This window comes from Bacteroides sp. OF03-11BH (genome assembly GCF_003604005.1).
Lineage (GTDB): Bacteria > Bacteroidota > Bacteroidia > Bacteroidales > Bacteroidaceae > Bacteroides > Bacteroides ovatus.
This window is the reverse complement of sequence record NZ_QTMW01000034.1, coordinates 22404-42540: the sequence shown is the minus strand read 5'-3', so window position 1 is coordinate 42540 and position 20137 is coordinate 22404. Positions and strand designations below refer to the sequence as shown.

The window sequence follows — 20137 nt, the reverse complement described above, 5'->3', positions numbered from 1 at the left end:
ACTTTCCTTGTGATACAATCATACTATCTTTTACTTTTTTAAGGTGGAATTCAACAAAAATGATTATTTTTACGAGCAAATTATAGTCTAACTACCTGATAATACAGACATACCTTGAAAATAAACGAACAAAAGGAAAACGAATTCCTACAAAAGCTTATGAACAAAGCGAATATAGGATGGTGGGAAGCTGACTTGAAAGCAGAGACTTACAAGTGTTCGGAACTTATCTCCCAACTACTCGGAATAGGAGAAGACGGGCTCATCAGTTTCGAAGATTTCAACAAGCGTATTCTAAAAGAAGATCAGGGATACGCAACTTTTCCGTCTTTTGACAAAGTACAACAGACTGTAGAAGAAATATACTTGTTTGATACTCCCAAAGGTCATGTATGGATTCGTAGCAAGGCATGCTTCCAGGAAACAGACGAAAATGGTAACACCAAAGTATATGGAATTGCCGAAACCCAAGAGGGAATTCATATAGCATCTGCACATCAAGCTCTACAAAATAGCGAGCGGATCCTACATAATATTTATAAGAATCTTCCGGTAGGCATCGAATTATATGATAAGGACGGTCAAATGGTCGACCTGAATAAAAAAGATATGGAAATGTTCCGTATTTCCAATAAAGAAGATATTTTGGGAGTCAACATTTTCGAGAATCCTATATTGCCGGAAGAGATAAAACAGAAAATAAAAGACAATGAGAACGCAGATTTTACATTCCGGTACGACTTTTCCAAAATCAACAAATATTATCAGCCTAACAGTACAACCGGTTTCATTGACTTAACAACCAAAGTCACCACTCTATACGATCACAATCACGAACCTATCAACTACCTCTTAATTAATGTAGACAAGACCGAAGATACAATTGCTTATAATAAGATTCAGGAATTCGAGAGTTTTTTCGACCTGGTAGGAGATTATGCCAAAGTAGGTTACGCGCACTTCGATGCTTTGAGTCGGGATGGGTATGCTTTGAGAAGCTGGTACAGGAATGTAGGTGAAGAAGAGGGTACCCCATTGCCGGAAATCATCGGCATTCATTCCCATTTCCATCCAGAAGATCGAGCTGTGATGATCGACTTCCTGGATAAAGTGATAAAAGGAGAAAGTTCCAAGCTATCCCGCGATGTCCGGATTCGCAGAGCAGATGGAAATTACACTTGGACACGGGTTAACGTATTAGTCAGGAATTACCAGCCCCAGGACAATATCATCGAAATGCTGTGTATCAACTTTGATATTACCGAACTGAAAGAGACAGAGCGGATGCTGATTGGCGCCAAAGAGAAAGCTGAAGAAGCCGACCGGCTAAAATCTGCTTTTCTTGCGAATATGAGTCATGAGATACGTACCCCGCTCAATGCGATAGTAGGCTTTTCCAGTTTGCTTGAGGAAGCGGAGGATGCAGAAGAAAAACATCTGTATGCAACGATTATTGAAGAAAACAACAAGCTCTTGTTACAACTGATCTCGGATATTCTTGACTTGTCAAAGATTGAGGCAGGGACTTTCGACATTATCCCGGAACAAGTGGATGCACAACAACTTTGCAACGAACTGCTACAATCTATGCAGGTAAGGGCTACAGAGCAAGTAGAGATTCTCTTAGCACCGGAACTGCCCGAGCTTACTTTTACCAGCGACAAAAACAGGTTGTATCAGGTATTGCTGAATTTTGTAACGAATGCTCTGAAATTTACTTCCGAGGGCAGTATTGTTATTGATTACCGAATCAACGGAAATGAAGTCAGATTCTCGGTTCAAGATACGGGAATGGGCATCGAACCGGAAAAGCAGGAAGCTATCTTTACCCGATTCGTGAAATTGAATAATTTTATTGCCGGCACAGGGCTGGGACTCCCTATCTGTCAAAGTATCGTCACACAGTTAGGCGGCAAAATCGGAGTGGAATCAGAACCGGGGAAAGGTTCTTGTTTCTGGTTTACGCATCCGATTAACTAAAATCTAAATTCAAAATAAATATCAGAAAACAATGTTTACCGGTTTCTCTTTAAGAAAATACGATCTGTTATAGTGTTGGGAAGTTCCGATTCATAATGTGTCACCATAATCATCGTCTTATCTTTGCGTCGGCAGAAAGCCTCAATCACTTTCTTTACCCGTCGACGATTATAAGTATCCAAGCCATGAAGCGGTTCATCCAGAATCAGCAGTTCCGGGTCTTTGACGAAAGCTCTTGCCAACAAGGACAAACGTTGTTCTCCACTGGATAGTTGCAGGAATGGTTTATCTTTCAAATCTGCAATGCCAAATATATCCATCCACCACTCACAGATAGCCATCTGTTCCGGTTGAGGACGTTTATACAGACCGATACTGTCATGCAAACCACTGGCTACAATCTCAATAGCGGGCAGATTTTTAAGATAAGCACGGTGCATCTCCGGACTTACGTAACCAATATGTTTCTTGATTTCCCAAATACTTTCTCCCGTCCCTCTTTTCCGTCCGAAGAGACTGATGTCACAGGCATACGATTGCGGATTGTCTGCACAGACAAGGCTCAACAGAGTCGATTTCCCAGCACCGTTCTCACCACTCAACGCCCACTTCTCACCACGACGGACTGTCCAGTCCAGTTCTTTCAGAATAGTTCGGTCGCCATAACGGATACTGACCTTATTAAGTTTTACTACTTCCTCCGAATCGTAATTGTTGCCATCAGATGGCAAATCTATAATCCGTTGCTGCAAATCATCCAAAGCGGTAACCACATCTCTACTGCGGAAAGCTTCCAGATAGGCTTCACGTTCCATTTTAGGAAAGACCTCCATTTTGTCCACAGGAATGACATGAGTGATGAATGAAGGTATATCATCGAGCATGGAAAGTACCAGAATGATCTGTACGGACGACATTTTTGTCAGACGTTCGAGCAAAGAAAACAACAGTTCACGCGTAGGAGCATCCAGTCCGATAAACGGATTATCCATAATCAACACGCGGGGAGCAGTCAACAGGGTTTTGGTTAGCTGGAATTTACGTAATTCACCGCTGGAAAGGAGAATAATTTTCTTGTCGAGCAACGGTTCGATACGGAAGAGTTCAAACAGTTCGCGTTGTAGTTGCTCGTCCTTGATTTCTCCCAACATCTCACGAACATCAGGAGCTTCATCCTGATCGTGAGCATTCCAACGCTGCTGGTAGTAGTAATTGGCATCGGCAGCTCCATAGGTATCACGGAAAGCAATGTATTTCACATTATCATAAAGAGTCTGGGTGACAGAGGGGGAAAAATCATATTGTACGGTTCCTTCACGCAATGGATATTTTCCGATCAGGGTATCTACAAAAAGACTTTTACCGCCACCATTGGGACCTACAATAGCTATGTGTTCATTCGCTCCGATAGTTGCCGTGATGGGTTTGGCTAAACGCACAAGCGGGTTGCGTGCTACGCCCCCCGCCATGCAGAATGTATTTTGGTTCATATTCTTTTATTCTGTTTTATTATTGCCCGCAAAGGTAACAATTTTATCATAAAAGACGCCAAATTGCAAACATATTCTTATTCGTTCCGTAGAAGGAATATCTTTATTTACTTACTAAACCCATAAGGTGGACATTCAAAATTGGTAATATCCAATTTGTATTCCATCATATCTTTCAACTCGTGTATGGGACGTTCCAATTCGTAAGGTATCGATTGTCTGCTGAATTGCTGGAAGTAAAGCAAACAAGCATCCCGCCACCAGACAGCATCCCGTGCCTGAATCTTCAGGCGGTGTTGCACATCACGAAAACGTTCGGAATCAATATACGGTTCCATCCTGTCCCACACTTTTTGAAAGTTTCTCACTTCGTTTACACCACGATCATACGCGTAGCACAGTTCTGCCCAAAGTGTACGTCCGCTCTTCATCTGATGATTCCAAGGGACATGGTGAAACCAAAGGAGCAGATTCTCCGGACAAGTATTCACATTGTCCAGTTGCTCGCATAATGGAGAATGGTATTGTCCGGTAGCATTACTTCCTGTACTGCTGCGGTCGAAACCTATCCCCATGTTGTCGGCACGGTGGTAATAAGGAGGCAGCCAATCCGGGCGGGCATCGGGAATATCACACCAGGGTTCCGGTCCGTAATGATGTCCCCATGCAAAGATATGATGCAAGCCGAGAGGCATCATGTAGTCTACTACTGCTTCTCTCGATTTCTGAAGCACTTGGAAGTTGAGAAGGGAGAGTTCAGCGTCGATCTGCTCTTTTTGAATGACTTCTCCTGCCGGAGTATCGGTTTGCGCACCGGTAACGGGAAGAAAAGTTTGTTTCAACCATTCTTCTCCTATCTGTTCGGAAGAGAGCGAATGTTTCCATGCCAATCGTCCGAAAGCATACCAGTTGGCTTGAGCAAAAGGATGTCCACACCAATTAGTATCATCACCGATGTTTGCCACTCCGGAAATAGCCGTGAGCGGATGAAAGAATAAAGAACCATCTGTCACACGGGCAACGGTAGAGCCTTTACCTTGCAGATAAGTATCACTGTCTAAACACTCTTTCCACATAGGAGCAAGGAATGCAAGATGATTGGAAAAACCAAGATACTCTTGTGTGATTTGAAATTCGGGCATAACTGCCGTCTTTTTCATGGCTCCGAACAGCGGGCTGAATGGTTCACGGGGTTGGAAATCTATCGGACCGTTCTTGATCTGCACAATAACATTATCCCGAAACTTATCATCCAAAGGTTCAAATTCAAGATAGGCTTGTTTGGCACGGTCGCTGTCGGTAGGAGAATAAACGAAAGCGCGCCACATCACAATGCCATGATAGGACCTCAACACATCAGCAAGCATATTGGCCCCTTCGGCATGAGTCCGTCCGTAATCACACGGACCGGGCTGCCCTTCGGAATTCGCTTTCACCAGAAAACCTCCGAAATCGGGAATCAGAGAATAAATCTCTTTGGCTTTCTGCTTCCACCAGTTTATCACTTCTTTATTCAACGGATCGGAAGTGGATAAACCGCCTAAAGCTGCGGGAGAAGAGAAATTGATAGAAAGATATATTTTCAAGCCATAAGGGCGGAAAACGTCGGCCAAGACTTTGACTTTCTGCAAATAATCATTAGATAGTATCTTAGGACTTGCATTGACATTGTTTATTACAGTGGCATTAATGCCGATAGAAGCATTGGCACGAGCGTAGGCTTCATAACGGGGAGAGACAACAGACGGAAGTTCGTCCCATTTCCAAAGTGAATGTCCGGCATATCCGCGTTCGATTGTACCATCCAAGTTATCCCAATGATTCAGGATACGAATTCGATAATCAGGTCGTTCGGAGATATTGAGGGATTGCAAAGCTGATTCCGGTAGTTGTCCGGTAGCTTGCAGACGGAGTAAATGATACGTTCCATAAAGTACTCCTTGTTCACCGGAAGAAGCTATCGTTATTTGATTGCCACCTTTGGAGGTCTGAATCGTATATCCCTCATTTCCAAGTGCACGAAGTTCTTTATTGTTCCGGACCTCCAAAGTAACCGGGATTCCTCCCTGCCAGAAGTTCTGTAATTCGGAAACCGCAATACGTAATGTAGGTGATTGTTTCTTGCTGGTAATTTCCGCTTTCGCTCCCGATGCATAACGAAGCCACAAGGCACTTCCATCTTCTGCCCAAATAGAAGAAAAGCAAAAAAGGATAGTGAATATCAATGCAAATATATTTCTAGGCATATTTTTCAGATAGAAGCGGTTGTTTTAATGTATTCTATTATTCATCTTTTCCCTCGATAGTAATGATTCGCCCGTCTGCATCATACTGAAGTTCACAGACTTTTAGGCTACGGAGCCAAGTCTTTCCCTCTGATGGTACACAATCGTGATGAAACAGATACCACTTACCTTTAAACTCTACAATAGCATGGTGAGTAGTCCATCCTACCACCGGAGTCAGAATGACTCCCTGATAAGTAAACGGACCATAAGGGTTATCACCTGTTGCATAGCAGAGCAAATGAGTGTCTCCCGTAGAATAGGAAAAATAGTATTTACCATTATATTTATGCATCCACGAAGCTTCGAAGAAACGGCGTTCCGTATCCCCTGCTGTCAATGGCTTACCGTCTTCATCCAGAATTACCACTGCACGGGGTTCTTCGGCAAACTCCATCATGTCTTCACTCAAACGAGCAACACGCGACGGGATTGCCTCCTCCTCTCCTTCCGGCAAAATGGCAGATTCCAAGGCTTTATTATTACGGTAACGTTGAAGTTGTCCACCCCACAATCCACCGAAATATATATAATAGTTACCATCTCCGTCATCCCATACAGCCGGATCGATGCTGTAACTTCCTTTCATCGGATTAGCTTCCGGTATAAAAGGACCATAAGGTTTATCACTCACAGCTACCCCGATACGAAATATATCATTCTGATCTTTCAATGGAAAATACATATAGTACTTACCATCTTTACAAACCACATCACAATCCCATAGTTGACGGCCCGCCCAAGGAATATCCTCTGTGGAAAGCACCACTCCATGATCTTTTATTTCACCGTTCATCACATCATCCATAGAATACACGTGATAATCTTTCATATTGAAATGATCGCCATTATCATTTTCAGCAATACCACTTTCCCAATCGTGCGAGGGATAAATATACAGTTTGCCATCAAATACATGTACGGCAGGGTCAGCCATATAATCACCGGGAACTAAATATCTTTTTTCTGTTTTCATGCTTTTTCGGTTTTTCTGTTAGAAACTTATTTTGTTTTTTCAGCCTCTTTGATAATCAGGCCGACTACCGGCTTCGGCTGATAATTGCGATCAAAAAGTAACGGATAATCCGTGCGGCCTCTCATCGGCCAGTCATTACGCCAAGAGTTCTGATCGGCTACTCCCCAAAGAGTAACCCTGGTGATGAGGTTATGATGTTTCAGGAACAGACGGAAAAAGTCATTCATTCTTTCAGTCCATGCTTTCGATACCTCTTCCGGTAATCCATCCGGATAAGGATTCATCTCTTTCTTATATTCAAAGGAAGCGGAAACTTCTGCACCTACATTGGGATTCGGTGATGGTATCACCGTCAAATCCAGTTCTGTTATCATTATCTTCACTCCTGTTCCGGCAAAGGCCAGCATACTCTTCTCAAATTCACTGATTTTCGGGTAGTCCATGCCGATGTGTCCTTGCATACCTATGGCATCAATACGGATTCCACGTTTTTTCAAATCGTTCACCATTTTCACGACGGCTTCTCTTCTCCCCGGTTGGGCCATTGAGTAGTCATTGTAGTAAAGTTCGGCATCCGGATCAGCCTCGTGTGCATACTGGAAAGCCAATGGAATATATTCTTCCCCCAGAATCTCATAAAACTTTGTCTTGCGATATACTCCATTATCTTCAATCGCTTCATTTACTACATCCCAGCCTTTGATACGGCCTTTATAGCGTTTCACGATGGTAGTGATATGGTCTTTCATCCGTTTCTTCAGGACTTCCGGAGAAACATTATTCCCGTCCTTATCTACGCAAAACCAAGGAGCCAATTGTGAATGCCAAATCAGGCAGTGACCAATGATAGCCATTTGATTGCTCTCACCAAAACTGACAAATTCATCTGCCTGCGCAAAATTATACTTATTTTCTTTCGGATGAATGACAGAAGACTTCATGCAGTTTTCCGCCACGATGGAATTAAAATTCTTCTTTACAATTTCAACAGCTGCGACATCCTTACCGGAACTTTGATGTGTGTTCACTGACACGCCAATCAAAAACTTGTTTTTCAAAGCCTTTTTCAGCGAATTTCCATCTTTCGCAAAAACTTCTCCATAAGAAAAAGAAAACATCACTGTCAATAACAACAGAATTATTCGTTTGAGTTTCATACGTTATATTTTTGAGTAATAAACATTCTACTATCTTATCTATTCGCCTTTTTTACAGCGCGATTCTATCTCCTCATTTATATTGTCAATCACATTATCTTCCAATTCATATTTAGAAATAATGAACATAGCGACCAAAAGCAACAACGCCGGAATAACGGCTACGAGCCACAGTATTCCCTGTTCGGCAAAAGGTGATTGTGACACTTCATTTGTCTGGTCGAATCCGACAAAAGCCATAACAAGTCCCGGTACAACTCCTCCAAGAGCCATTCCCGCTTTATAGAAAATACCAGTCAAAGCATTGACTATACCCGAAATACGTTTACCATGAGTATATTCGCCATACGAAATTACTTCGGGAACCAAAGCCCACATATACCCTGTCGCAATAATGACTCCCGTCGATTTTATGAACTGCGCCACAAAGACCAACCATATCTGCGTTTTGAGTACCGGAACCACAGAAATAATATACAGCAATGCCATACCCAATATAGCGACTGAAAGGAATACATAAAACATTTGCTTTTTTCCAATGGCACGTTTAATGGCAGGTACCATCGGCATGAAAATGAATGCGGGTATCGAGCCCAAGGCCATGAAATAAGGTAACATCTCCGGTGCACGTACATTATAAATCATATAATATGAACCGGCAGAATTACCAATCGCCATCATTGCAAAAGCAGTAATGAAAAAGAACGCCAAAATACGCAAAGGTTTATTTCTACAAAATTCTACCCACAAGTCGGACACTTTTACTTTAGATGTCTCCTCCTGATCCATAACCACACGCTCCTTCGTCTGGCTAAAGCAGAACATCAATAACGCCAATCCGATAACAGCATAAATAGTCATCGTAATAAACCATGCGTTAGCAGATGCAGTAGTATTGATTTTACCATCGGGAGACAACACCTTCACCAGTATCGGAATACCGTATGCCACAGCCAAACCACCCAAATTGGCAAGAAACATACGCACTGACGTCAACACCGTGATTTCATTCGTATCGCGGGTAAGTGACGCATTCAGTGCTCCATAAGGCACATTAATCAATGTATAACACATGGATAATCCAACGTAAGTGAAATAGGCATAGAACAGTGAACCCGAAAAGCCGTTCCAAAAACAAAGAATAGCAAAACCAGTCAGCGGAATTCCTCCCCAAATAAGATATGAACGGTATTTACCTAGTTTAGGATTGTGTTTATCGACGAAAGCACCCACCAGAGGATCCCAAAGGACATCCACTATCCTGACAATAAGAAACATCACGGCTGCCACTTCCGGTTTAAGTCCATATACATTGGTATAAAAAATCAGCAGATACATACATACGGTCTGGTAAATAAGGTTTTGCGCCAAATCACCGGAACCGAATCCTATACGTTGAAGCCAAGAGAGTTTATAGAAACCTTTCGCTTCATTGGTCTTTATTGTATTCTCCATAAAATAGATAAATTGGTCATTTTCTGTTTTTCGTATTCATTTCTATCAAGATAGCTGCTGCCACTCGTTGCCCTAGCGTCTTTTTATCCAATGGATGAATATCATTCCATTCTCCTAAATCACTATTTTTAATCAGAGTAACATTTTTATTTGTATCGGCTACTTCCGCCTGCGCTTTCCGGAATTCCGCCCAGGCAGTGCGTCCTCCTTTATCTGTGGGTGAAAGGAAATCCGCCAGCTCAATGATATAGAAAGGCATATCCGACTTATTCCATCGTTGTCTCCAATCGCTAATCATAGCCGTCAACAAGTCTTTATACTCATTTCTGCGTGAGACATTCGATTCTCCCTGATACCAGATGACACCGGATACCGTATAGTTCAGCAAAGGAGCAATCATTGCATTATACAGTCCTGTGGGTTTATAATGAAAAGCCGTTTGTCCCGGAGCAGCGGGCATAGGAGCACCGAGATGATATTTCCAACTCCCCTCCAAATTGATCTCCGATTCTCCTTTTTCCGGCTGACCTTTTCCGAAAAGGATTTTATAAGGCTTTTCCTTTACAAATTGAGGACGACCGCCATAACTGAAAAGGCGTATGGTTATTGTATTTTTTCCGGCTTTCAACAATCCGGCAGGAATGGTGTAGATACGGGGAGGATACTGATAAGAGACAGTCCCCACAAATGCGCCATTTACATAGACCGAATCTGCATCTACGATGCATCCCAAACGAAGAGTCGCTTTCTCTCCCGCCTGTTGTGCAGACACCTGAAAGTCTTTACGGAACCAGTGGGAGCCATTGACGGTATTCAGTCCGTTTGTTGCCCAGCCGGAAGTAAACAAATCTGTTTCTGTCCAATTGCTATCATCATAATCGGCAGCATACCAAGGGGTAGCCTCATGCATCCCTTTATCTCCCTGAAACAACGCCACATTCCAGGCATGACTTTTCTTCCTCTCCTCTTTTTTCATCGACTCCATCAAATCGTCTGACTCATAGATACGCTTTTCATTCAAATAAAATGGAAAAGGCTTCAACCCTCCCTCACTGATCCACGCTTCTACCGGTGAACCTCCGACACTGGAATTTATGATTCCTACCGGAACCTTTGTCTTTTGATAGACATCTTTAGCGAAGAAATAGGCCAAAGCAGAGAAAGGCATCACATTTTCAGGAGTCATCGCTTGCCAGGAAATTCCCGGAATATCTGCCTGCGGAGCATGAAAATTATAGAGCAGAGGTGTTTTTATATAGCGTACCATCGGATAGTTACTGTCCGTAGATATTTCATCGCGAAAACGATCTGTAACCCGTGAAACAGGCAATTCCATATTCGACTGTCCCGAACATACCCAAACATCACCAATAAGAATATCCTTTAATTCGATATCATTAATGGCCATCGTATAAGGTCCGCCAGCTTTCAATATAGGCAAAGTCACTTTCCAGTTACCTTGTACATCAGCAACAGTCTTATATTTCTTTTTCAGGAAAGTTATATCAACGGTTTCATCAGGATCAGCCGTTCCCCAGATATTGACAGGTTCCCCACGCTGAAGTACCATTCCGTCGGAAACAAGAGTCGGAAGTTTAACCTTTGCTCCACCCAACAAGGCGAAGCAAAGGAACACAACTACTAACCCTACCTTATAAAACCAATACTTATTCATTCTGTCTTTTCTTTTATATGTCTTTATTTCATGATAATTTAGCAAGAGAAGAAATCCATCGGGATTCCACTTTGCAAACTTAGGAAGTTTCTTCCCACTTACCCAGAAATTCTGATTCAAATCATTACTCGCTTGTTACATCATCGTTTACGTATGTTACAAAAACTTGTTGCAATGTTACATTCAAGCTGAAACCACCGATAAACAAGAGGAAAGGGAAAGTTTTAGAACGAGCGGATTACAGTAGTTATTGTTATTCATTTGATCCACTCCAAGATAATAACAACTACTGTAACCCTCACTCTCCCCTTCTTTAATCGTTATAAAATCATTTATTCCAAATCTCCGGTAAAGTCTCCGCTGACATCTTTACCAGCCAAACCATCGGCCACTCCCTTATAAGCATGTTTACGTGCATAATTAGCATCCCAAAGGTTCGGAGCGTCATTCGGTATCCAATTCACATGTTCTTTTTCATTGTCCGATACTCCCCAGATGGTAATACCATATTGTTTATCCACCGGAATATACTTCTTGTACATATCAATAACATACTGATACATTTCTGCCTGTTGTGCCAGATTTTCAGTAGTAGGCGACGAGGTGTTAACCTTAATATCCAACTCGGATACTTTAATCAACTTGCCGGTAGCACCCAGTTTCTGGAACATTTGAGCAATATTGTCTTTATTGGAATCAATAGCAATATGCATTTGTGTACCAATACCATCCACTGTGGCCCCTTTGCTTTCGATGTATTCCACATATTTAATCAGACCGTCACACTTATTGAGGTTATATTCCAGATTATAATCATTGATGAATAGTTTATCATCCGGATTTCCATACTGACGGGCAAGTTTGAAAGCTTCTACTGCATAGTCTTTCGGAGTCAGGAAATAATCTTGCCAGTAGAATTCATCAGAAGCCAGATCAGTTTTGCCTTTACCTGTCTTAATGTCTGATGTTTTTCCGTCATCCATTGGTTCATTGACTACGTCCCATGCATGAACATAAGGTTTGCAATGGGTAACCATCTTTGAAATCCAGTCTTCCATAGCATCTCTGATAATCTCGGCTTTTTCTTGGTCGGTCTTCTCAATGATAGTAGGACCGGAAGCACGAGTGACAGCACGTGTCTCCACCACTTTCTCCGACAATACGATATTATCTATATAATAATCACCCGCACTAACTCCGAAATTGATACAGAATCGATTCATATCCTCTTTAGACACTGTAAACTCTTTCTTAAATTCTGTCCAAGTCGTACTCACATTTCCATCTACATAGCATTCACCTGCATAACTCGTTGAGTTCTGAATTTGAATTTGGAAAGTAGTTGAGACACTTGCTTTAATCATAGCAGAGAACTCATAGGTCTTGCCGACTTCCAAAGGAGTATCAAAGCCATATCCAGCCTGTGCCTTATATGCATTGCCCGCCCCTCCGTCAACAGAACTAGTCAGCTTCATCGAATATGAACTTCCATATCCTTCACCTTCTTCCGAAATCGTGGCCTTTCCACTACTCCAAGCTCCCCAAGGAGTAATAGCTTTGCTTTCAAAATCTCCGTTAGAAATCAGATTAGCCACAGTAGGCTCCGCATCTTTGTCTGTCACAACAATATTATCTACATAATAAGTCACATCCGGCAAATAACCAAACTCAAATGCAACCTGAAATGTAGTACTAACAAAATCATTCACTGTAATCTTTACCTGCTGCCATTGAGACGTCGTCTCAAAAGCTTCCGTCCAACTGCCACCTGTAGCATACCAATCCTTATATGGATAATTATTTCCTAACCCATCAAAAGTCAACCGGGCTTTACCGGGATTATCCGAACGGACAAAAAATGAAATTTCATAATTATGCCCACTTACTGCTGAAATGTCAGGAGTATATAATTGCACTGAATGAGCAGCCGTTACAGAAGATCCTACTGCAAATTTCAATGCTTTGGAAGTAGTTGTCAGTCCTTCCCCTTCCACAATGGACATCGCATCACTTCCATTTTTACGATTCCAGCCATCAAAGGTTCCATCTTCAATGCCTGACAGATCCAACAAATTACTGCCCGCCGGTCCCGGAATAACTTCCGGTGCAATCAGACTATTCAGATAACTCGCATTCTGATTAGTGTGCCAAATCAGACAGTGCCCATAAATGCTTATACCCGCTTCTGTAGTCTTTGTAAACAATTGATCTACCTTATCAAATTTCAAATTCCCTTTAGAATCAACCATAGGACCGTGCTTCATGGCATATCCTATCGTCAGATCATTAAAGTTCTCATTCACAATAGTAGTCGTTGTCTCGTCACCAAGATATTCATCCATCCCCACTCCGATACCCAACTTAAAGTTGGGATCGGATAAATATTCTTTCAACGGCTTGTAACGGGAAATCTTTTCAGCCAACTGTAAAGGCAGTTCGGAAGAAGTAACCGCTCCATGTGTAGGGTCTTTATACCACTCCATCTTATTATCGTCACACGATGTCAATATCAGCACCGACAAGGCAACAAACGGAAGCATATTTCTGTATTTCATAATCTTTTCAATTTAAAGTCATTATTATTCTGCATCCTCTTCTTCGTCCGGGAAATCGGTATATTCCGGCTTCGTCAAAGGTACGACACGCCAGTTATCAATATAAATTTTCACGGAAGTTGCTTTGGATAGAAACTCTGTTTCTTTATCCGAGCTCGCACCTGTGATCTTATCCAATGTAATATCAGAGTTCTCAAAATAGAAACCGAAGTTGGCATAAGAAGCAGATGCACGGGTAGCGGCCACATCGGCAAAAGTGGTCCAAGCTCCGCTGGATGCTTTCGATTTGTAGAATTCACTGAACGGAACAGTTACAGTCTGCCAACCGGTTGTCTGGAAAGGAACAATCTTTCCGTCTACAAGCCACGGTACGTAATTATAACAGTCTCTCTCCCATTCTCCACCGTTGAATCCGTTCTGACCACAAATCTTCAGGAATCCGGATTCAGACCAAGGTTCGGGCACATAAATTTCAAACTGAATAGCACATTCGGCAACAGGAGTTTCAGCAGGGACACCCAGCGTCAACCAGTCAGGATCAGTGCCATTACCAGCTGTCCAAACTTCAGCACAACGATTCTTCGCTGCTGCCACCGGCAACTGTCTTTCTAATGGCAAACGACAGTAAGCACCTTGCGACACATTACCTTCACCAATCGAAGCTGATTCCAGTTCGGTTGTTTGAATCATACTTTCAGAATCGCCCCATGCCCCTTGTGCACCCACTCCGTCGAAGTTCAACAACAAGCCTTTCTTATAATTGAAATAGGCAGGAGAATAAGCACCACCATTCGAACCTTCTACGAAAATAGAACCGCCCTCTTCAGAAACTCCGGCAGGCATATCCACCATAAAATATTCACCGTCAAGATCAGAAATAATACCTTCTGTCACCACCACATTTCCGGGGAAAACGACTTTTGCTATTTCCGTCAATCCACTTCCATAAACAATGATAGGTTCACCTACATTCGGCATACAGTTGGAGATTTTCGTTATAGACGGTGCAGCAGCACGAATCTGGAAATCATAAACGTATTCACCGCCATCTTTTACCAAACGAATTGTATTACGTACATTCTCGTCTGCTTCTGTAGTCGGAACTTTACTGTTCACACTAACCAGAAAAGATTTATTCGAAACAAATACCGGATTAAAATAACAGTTATATCCATTAATATACACTTTCTTCAATCCGTTGAATCCTTCACCTTCAATTCGGATCAGTTGTCCCAAACGGGCAAAATCAACCAAACGGTCAGGAACATTCGACTTCGCGTCTTCCAGATAGATCCCTGTTATGTTCATCACAGAACTTCCGCCATTATCGTCATCGTCGTCACACGAAACAAATGAACAAGAGCAGATGAGCAGACTCACCAATAAGCCAAATGCTTTCATACTATTTTTATATATCAAGCTTTTCATTCGTATTCTCGTTTTTAGTTAAACAAATCGGTTATTCTGTCTTCCTTAAATGCATAAGGCATAGGATCCGCTTTCAACAAAGGATTTTGCACAGTCTCCGATTCCGGATAAGGAAGAAGGAATATACTGGAATCGACGTCACCTATGGCACGCTTCGTTTCATCCGAATCCTCGTCTCTCTTCAAAGTCTGTGTATCCGCATCCCATACTACAGGAATAGCAGTACCCCTATCCTGTCCGGTGATATAATTGAGTACTTCCTGTTGTTTATAATAAGCTCTACGTACCAAGTCATACCAATACTGTCCTTCCAGACAAAGTTCCAGTCTACGCTCACGACGAATATCTTCGTAAGTAATCGAATTTTGGGGTTCCAAACCGGCACGCTTGCGCACTTTGTTAAAGTATTCCATTGCATCGGCATCATCTGTTGAAGGATTATTTCCCAATATAGCTTCTGCATAAATCAGATATACTTCTGCCAGACGCAACATGTAAGTATTGATAGGAGTACTTCCGGAAGTGATCTTCGCATTATCTTTGCTAGAACCACAAACATATTTCTTACAATAAATTCCGGAAACAGTACCCGATGCTTTCTTCTCACAAGTATATCCTCCGTTTGCTTTCTGTATTTCAGGATAATGATCGCCATAAGCCATCCAAGTCGGCTGACGCCGTTTATCTCCTTTTTCATACTCCCAAATCACGTCCGGTTGTGCAAAAACATAACCGCCCCATGCACGGTCATTACCGGTAATAGCCGACTCACAAGCAAAATAGTCCTGTATCGTATTACATTCCCCATACGTACCATTACTAACCCATTGTAAAGCAAACAGTGTTTCCGAGTTGTTATTTTTATCAATCATAAACAAATCGGCATAATCAGTCATCAGTTCAAAATTTCTGTTTTCTATCACTTTTAAAGCCGCTTTCTTTGCCAAATCCAGATAGTCCTGATTACGGGTCGCACTATTAGGGTTACTACTATAACCGGCATACGTCAGATAAACACGCGACAACATGCCAAAGGCACTGTATTTATTGACACGTCCGGCAGCAGAAGAAACCTCCGGCAAATATTTTGCCGCAAATTCCAAGTCACGCATCGCAAATTCATAGACATCACTTACCGGGCTAGTATTGACAATTGGATTAGCCACCAGTTCATCCGTATCCTCATTTATAATAACATTTCCCCATAACATCGCCAGATAGGAATAAGCAACTCCACGCATGAACCGTGCTTCAGCAATATATGGGTTCTTCACTTCTTCGCTATTGGATGAGTTACCTTTGATCCCGTTAATAATCTTATTAGTTTGCTGTACTATATTGTATAATGAGCCCCAAGCCGAAACTAACGGCCCCGTCAATCCGGTTTCGGTCAAATCGGCAAAAGGATAGATATAATTAGAGGTTGTCGCACAAAGGTTAAATCCGCGTCCATCACCCAGTCCATAATAGAACTTATCGTTAAAGTCGAACCACACCTTATTATACAAAGGAGCTGTTGCTGCCCGGAAATCATCTTCCGTTTGATAAAAGTTATCTCCTGCGATATTGGAGTTATCTTCAGAATCGAGGAAGTCACTGCATCCTGCAAACGCCAAAGCTACAGCCAACATGAAAGAGTATATATATTTACTTGTTTTCATATTTAGTCACTTTAAATGATTAAAAGGTTAAATTCAGACCGAATGTATAAATTCGCGGAGAAGGATAACGATAGTTATCAAAGCCTGTAAGCAAAGCGTCCTGATTGGCAGAACCTATTTCCGGGTCCATCCCTTTGTATTTTGTGAATGTATATACATTCTGCAGGTTACAATAAAGTTTCAGATTCTGAATACCAATCGGTGCCAACCATTTACGCGGGAACGTATAGCCGAAAGAGATAGACTGAATACGCAGGAAAGAACCATCTTCCACAAAGCGGTCACTGAAACGATAATTGGAATCATCTGTCCCTTTGGCAATAGCCATACGGCAAGCATAAGGGTCACCGCCTACAATCTGTATATTCCGATAATCATCCGGACCATTCGGATCAATCAAAGCCAGTTGTGCATAATCCAACGCCGATTTCAGGATATTATTATTGCCCCGTGGATTTTCAAGTTCACGACGCCCCCAGTTTACAACTTCATTTCCCACCGATCCGGTCAGGTTAATGCTCAAGTCGAAGCCTTTATAAGAGAAAGAGTTACCGAAGCCGAAAGTAAAGTCCGGTTCAGGATTACCGATATAAGTACGGTCCTGTTCATTGATAACACCGTCTTTGTTTACATCTTCAAAAATATAATCACCAATCCAGATACTATTCTTGGAAATCGACATACCTTCAGGCAATGCTACCGGCTTAATTGCTCCGGAAGCATCTTTATAGTAAAAGTCAGTAGCCTTTTCAAAGCGGCCAATCACTTTATAACCATAAAACTGTCCGATAGGGTTTCCTACCGATGTACGTGTCAGTACGGTTATTGTTTCGCCTGTCTGATTACTCTTATCTATCAGGCTGGTTGCCGTATCCAGCGATTTTACTTTATTACGGTTCATAGAGAATACCACGTTACTTCTCCATTGAAATCCGCCTTTATCAATATTCACTGTATTTAAAGTCAACTCAAGTCCTTTATTCTCCAAAGAACCCACATTCTTCCAGGGTGCGGAAGTAGAGCCCTGACCTGAAGTTCCCACGTAAGCAGGAAGAGGCACTTGCAACAACAAATCATTTGTTTTCTTATAATAAATATCGGCTATCAATTCAATCCTGTTCTGGAAAAGATTAATATCAAGTCCCAGATTACTTGAATAAGTAGACTCCCATTTCAATTCGGGATTCGGAGTATTGCCAGCCAGCAATCCTGTTCCCCAAACGGTAGCAACAGATGAATAAATGGCTTTATATGCATTATTAGGCACATTCTGATTACCTACAACACCCCATCCTAAACGCAATTTCAGATTATTAATAATATTGTTGTCTTTCAAAAAAGATTCATTGGAAACCTTCCAAGCCAAAGCAGCCGACGGGAACCATCCCCAACGATTATCTTTGTAGAATTTGGAAGAACCGTCGCGACGAAGAGTAAATGTCAACAGATATTTGTCATCGTATGAATAGAACAGACGGCCGAAATAAGATAAAATCGAACTTTCTCCACTATTACCATTATTCTTGGCTGTTGCGGCATCTCCCAATGTCAGGTCGGTTGCGGCATTGGACAAATATCCCATACGGCTTCCCATCAGATATTCCCATTTGCTCTCCTGCATTTCCTGGCCAATCATTGCATTCACATTGTGCACTCCAAAAGTTTTCATGTAATTCACGATATTTCTCCAACTCCAGAACTTATTATATGATTTGGAGAAAGTCCCCTGACGGTCCGTATTTTCAATCGCACCAAAAGTATATGAGGGATCAAATTTATAAGTATTAGTTACCCCATAATCGAAAGACAATTCCGTTTTAAACGTCAGTCCGTCAATGATAGTAGCTTCAGCATAGGTGTTTGCCCGAATACCCATTTTCTCGTTGCGGTTATCCTTAATCATGGCAAGACCCACCGGATTCGTTTGTACCCATTCGTCCGTATCCGGTCCGTCAAATGTGCCTTCAGCATTACGAACAGCCACACTCGGACTCTGCAATAAAGCAGTTCTAATCAACGACTCGTCAGATACAGTCAATTTCTGACGGGAATTACTAAACGCAAAGTTAATACCCATTTTTAAATAGCTCTTCACCTGGGCATCAAAACTACCTCGTAAGTTCAGACGCCTGAACCCTGAACCAACAGCAATACCATCCTGATTGAGGTAACCTGCTCCCAATGCATAGTTACTTTTATCAGTACCTCCGGTCACAGAAAGATTATGACTGGTCATCATAGCTTTAGAGAACATCTCATCCTGCCAGTCTGTACCCTCACCTAGTAAATCCGGACGAACAAAGTTATTATCCTTGTTCACTATTCCCCAATCATTTCCCGAATAGTCTTTTCCTGAACGAACATTCTTATGCTCCGCATATTCACGCAGATTCAGCATATCCAGTTTTTTAGGCATTTCCTGCCATCCTATATATCCGTCATAAGTTATTTGCGCCTCACCCTTCTGTCCACGTTTGGTAGTAATCATAATCACACCGTTTGCAGCTCGCGCACCATAAATAGCAGTGGCGGAAGCATCCTTTAATACGTCCATAGAGACGATGTCCGAAGGATTGATAGATGCCAGTGCATTATCACTTCCCGAACCTGTGGAACCGTCGATGATAACACCGTCAATGACAAAGATAGGTTCATTGGAGGCATTCAAAGAGTTGATACCACGAATACGGATGGAAGAACTACCACCGGGCATACCGCTATTAGCCTGTACCTGCACACCAGCAGCACGTCCTTGCAGTACCTGGTCAACGGAAGTCACTACAGATTTCTTAATGGCTTCATCGTTGACCGATACAACAGAACCGGTCAGGTCACTACGTTTCATCTGACCATATCCAACTACAACTACTTCGTCTAATACTTTTGCATCTTCTTTGAGGGTAATATCAAACTGCTTTTTCCCGGCTACAGGAATCGTTTGTGTCTGATATCCGATAAAAGAAATCTTCAAGCTACCTTTGGCTGATACATTCAACTTAAAATTACCATCCAAATCGGTAACTATACCATTGGTAGTGCCAGCTTCTACTACACTGGCTCCGATAATCGGTTCGCCCGATGCATCTTTGACCATCCCCGTCACGGAAACAGTCTGTGCCAATACCCATACAGGGAAGAGGCAGAAAAGAATGATAAGACCTAACGGTCGAAAATAATGATTTGTGCTTTCCATAAAATCATTTTTTTAATTAATAATGATAGTGGTTAATCCAAGTTATAGGTTTTTCTCTTCTTATTTATAATAAGGAATAGAGTAAGGAATTCATGTTTCCATAAGCAGTTATTATTTTAAGGTGTCCGACAATTCATTTTTTTGGTTAATGCAAATTTATGGATAATATATCAAGCATAGGTGGAGATTTTGTTTCAAGCAATTGACAGGCGGTTACATACACTTGCATGTACGTTACAAGCTATTGCACACCCGTTACATACCCCTCCCAGAAGCATCCCT

The 20137-nt window shown here is 42.0% G+C and carries 11 protein-coding genes; 1 reads left to right on the top strand and 10 read right to left on the bottom strand.

The annotated features are described in order from the left end of the window. Nucleotides 1-159: 159 nt before the first annotated feature. The gene (locus DXA54_RS20105) at nt 160-1980 is read left to right on the top strand and encodes a PAS domain-containing sensor histidine kinase (RefSeq protein WP_004311422.1); all 1821 of its coding nucleotides are present in this window, start codon (nt 160-162) and stop codon (nt 1978-1980) included. A gap of 35 nt (nt 1981-2015) precedes the next feature. Here the strand turns inward: DXA54_RS20105 and DXA54_RS20100 are convergent, their stop codons facing one another. From DXA54_RS20100 to DXA54_RS20055, 10 genes are all read right to left on the bottom strand, one after another. Further along, a complete protein-coding gene (locus tag DXA54_RS20100; RefSeq protein WP_008648847.1) occupies nt 2016-3470 on the bottom strand; it encodes an ATP-binding cassette domain-containing protein in 1455 nt (484 codons plus the stop codon). 107 nt (nt 3471-3577) lie between these two features. Next, a complete protein-coding gene (locus DXA54_RS20095) occupies nt 3578-5716 on the bottom strand; it encodes an alpha-glucuronidase family glycosyl hydrolase (RefSeq protein WP_008648848.1) in 2139 nt (712 codons plus the stop codon). A gap of 37 nt (nt 5717-5753) precedes the next feature. Continuing rightward, nucleotides 5754-6731 carry a glycoside hydrolase family 43 protein gene (locus DXA54_RS20090; protein WP_004300838.1) on the bottom strand — a complete coding sequence of 326 codons (978 nt, stop codon included), beginning with the start codon at nt 6729-6731 and terminating at the stop codon, nt 5754-5756. A 26-nt stretch (nt 6732-6757) separates the two neighbouring features. Further along, nucleotides 6758-7888, bottom strand: a complete 1131-nt coding sequence (locus DXA54_RS20085) for an endo-1,4-beta-xylanase (protein WP_008648849.1) — start codon at nt 7886-7888, stop codon at nt 6758-6760. A gap of 39 nt (nt 7889-7927) precedes the next feature. Beyond that, nucleotides 7928-9343, bottom strand: a complete 1416-nt coding sequence (locus DXA54_RS20080; protein WP_004311418.1) for an MFS transporter — start codon at nt 9341-9343, stop codon at nt 7928-7930. 16 nt (nt 9344-9359) lie between these two features. Beyond that, a complete protein-coding gene (locus DXA54_RS20075) occupies nt 9360-11018 on the bottom strand; it encodes a sialate O-acetylesterase (RefSeq protein WP_120080529.1) in 1659 nt (552 codons plus the stop codon). Between the two features lie 332 nt (nt 11019-11350). Beyond that, nucleotides 11351-13573 carry an endo-1,4-beta-xylanase gene (locus DXA54_RS20070; RefSeq protein ID WP_120080523.1) on the bottom strand — a complete coding sequence of 741 codons (2223 nt, stop codon included), beginning with the start codon at nt 13571-13573 and terminating at the stop codon, nt 11351-11353. 24 nt (nt 13574-13597) lie between these two features. Then, a complete protein-coding gene (locus tag DXA54_RS20065; RefSeq protein ID WP_004304381.1) occupies nt 13598-15001 on the bottom strand; it encodes a glycan-binding surface protein in 1404 nt (467 codons plus the stop codon). Between the two features lie 14 nt (nt 15002-15015). Further along, nucleotides 15016-16662, bottom strand: coding sequence for a RagB/SusD family nutrient uptake outer membrane protein (locus DXA54_RS20060; RefSeq protein WP_004300844.1), 1647 nt, complete (start codon nt 16660-16662; stop codon nt 15016-15018). Between the two features lie 19 nt (nt 16663-16681). Next, the gene (locus DXA54_RS20055) at nt 16682-19855 is read right to left on the bottom strand and encodes a SusC/RagA family TonB-linked outer membrane protein (RefSeq protein ID WP_004311414.1); all 3174 of its coding nucleotides are present in this window, start codon (nt 19853-19855) and stop codon (nt 16682-16684) included. Nucleotides 19856-20137 lie beyond the last annotated feature (282 nt).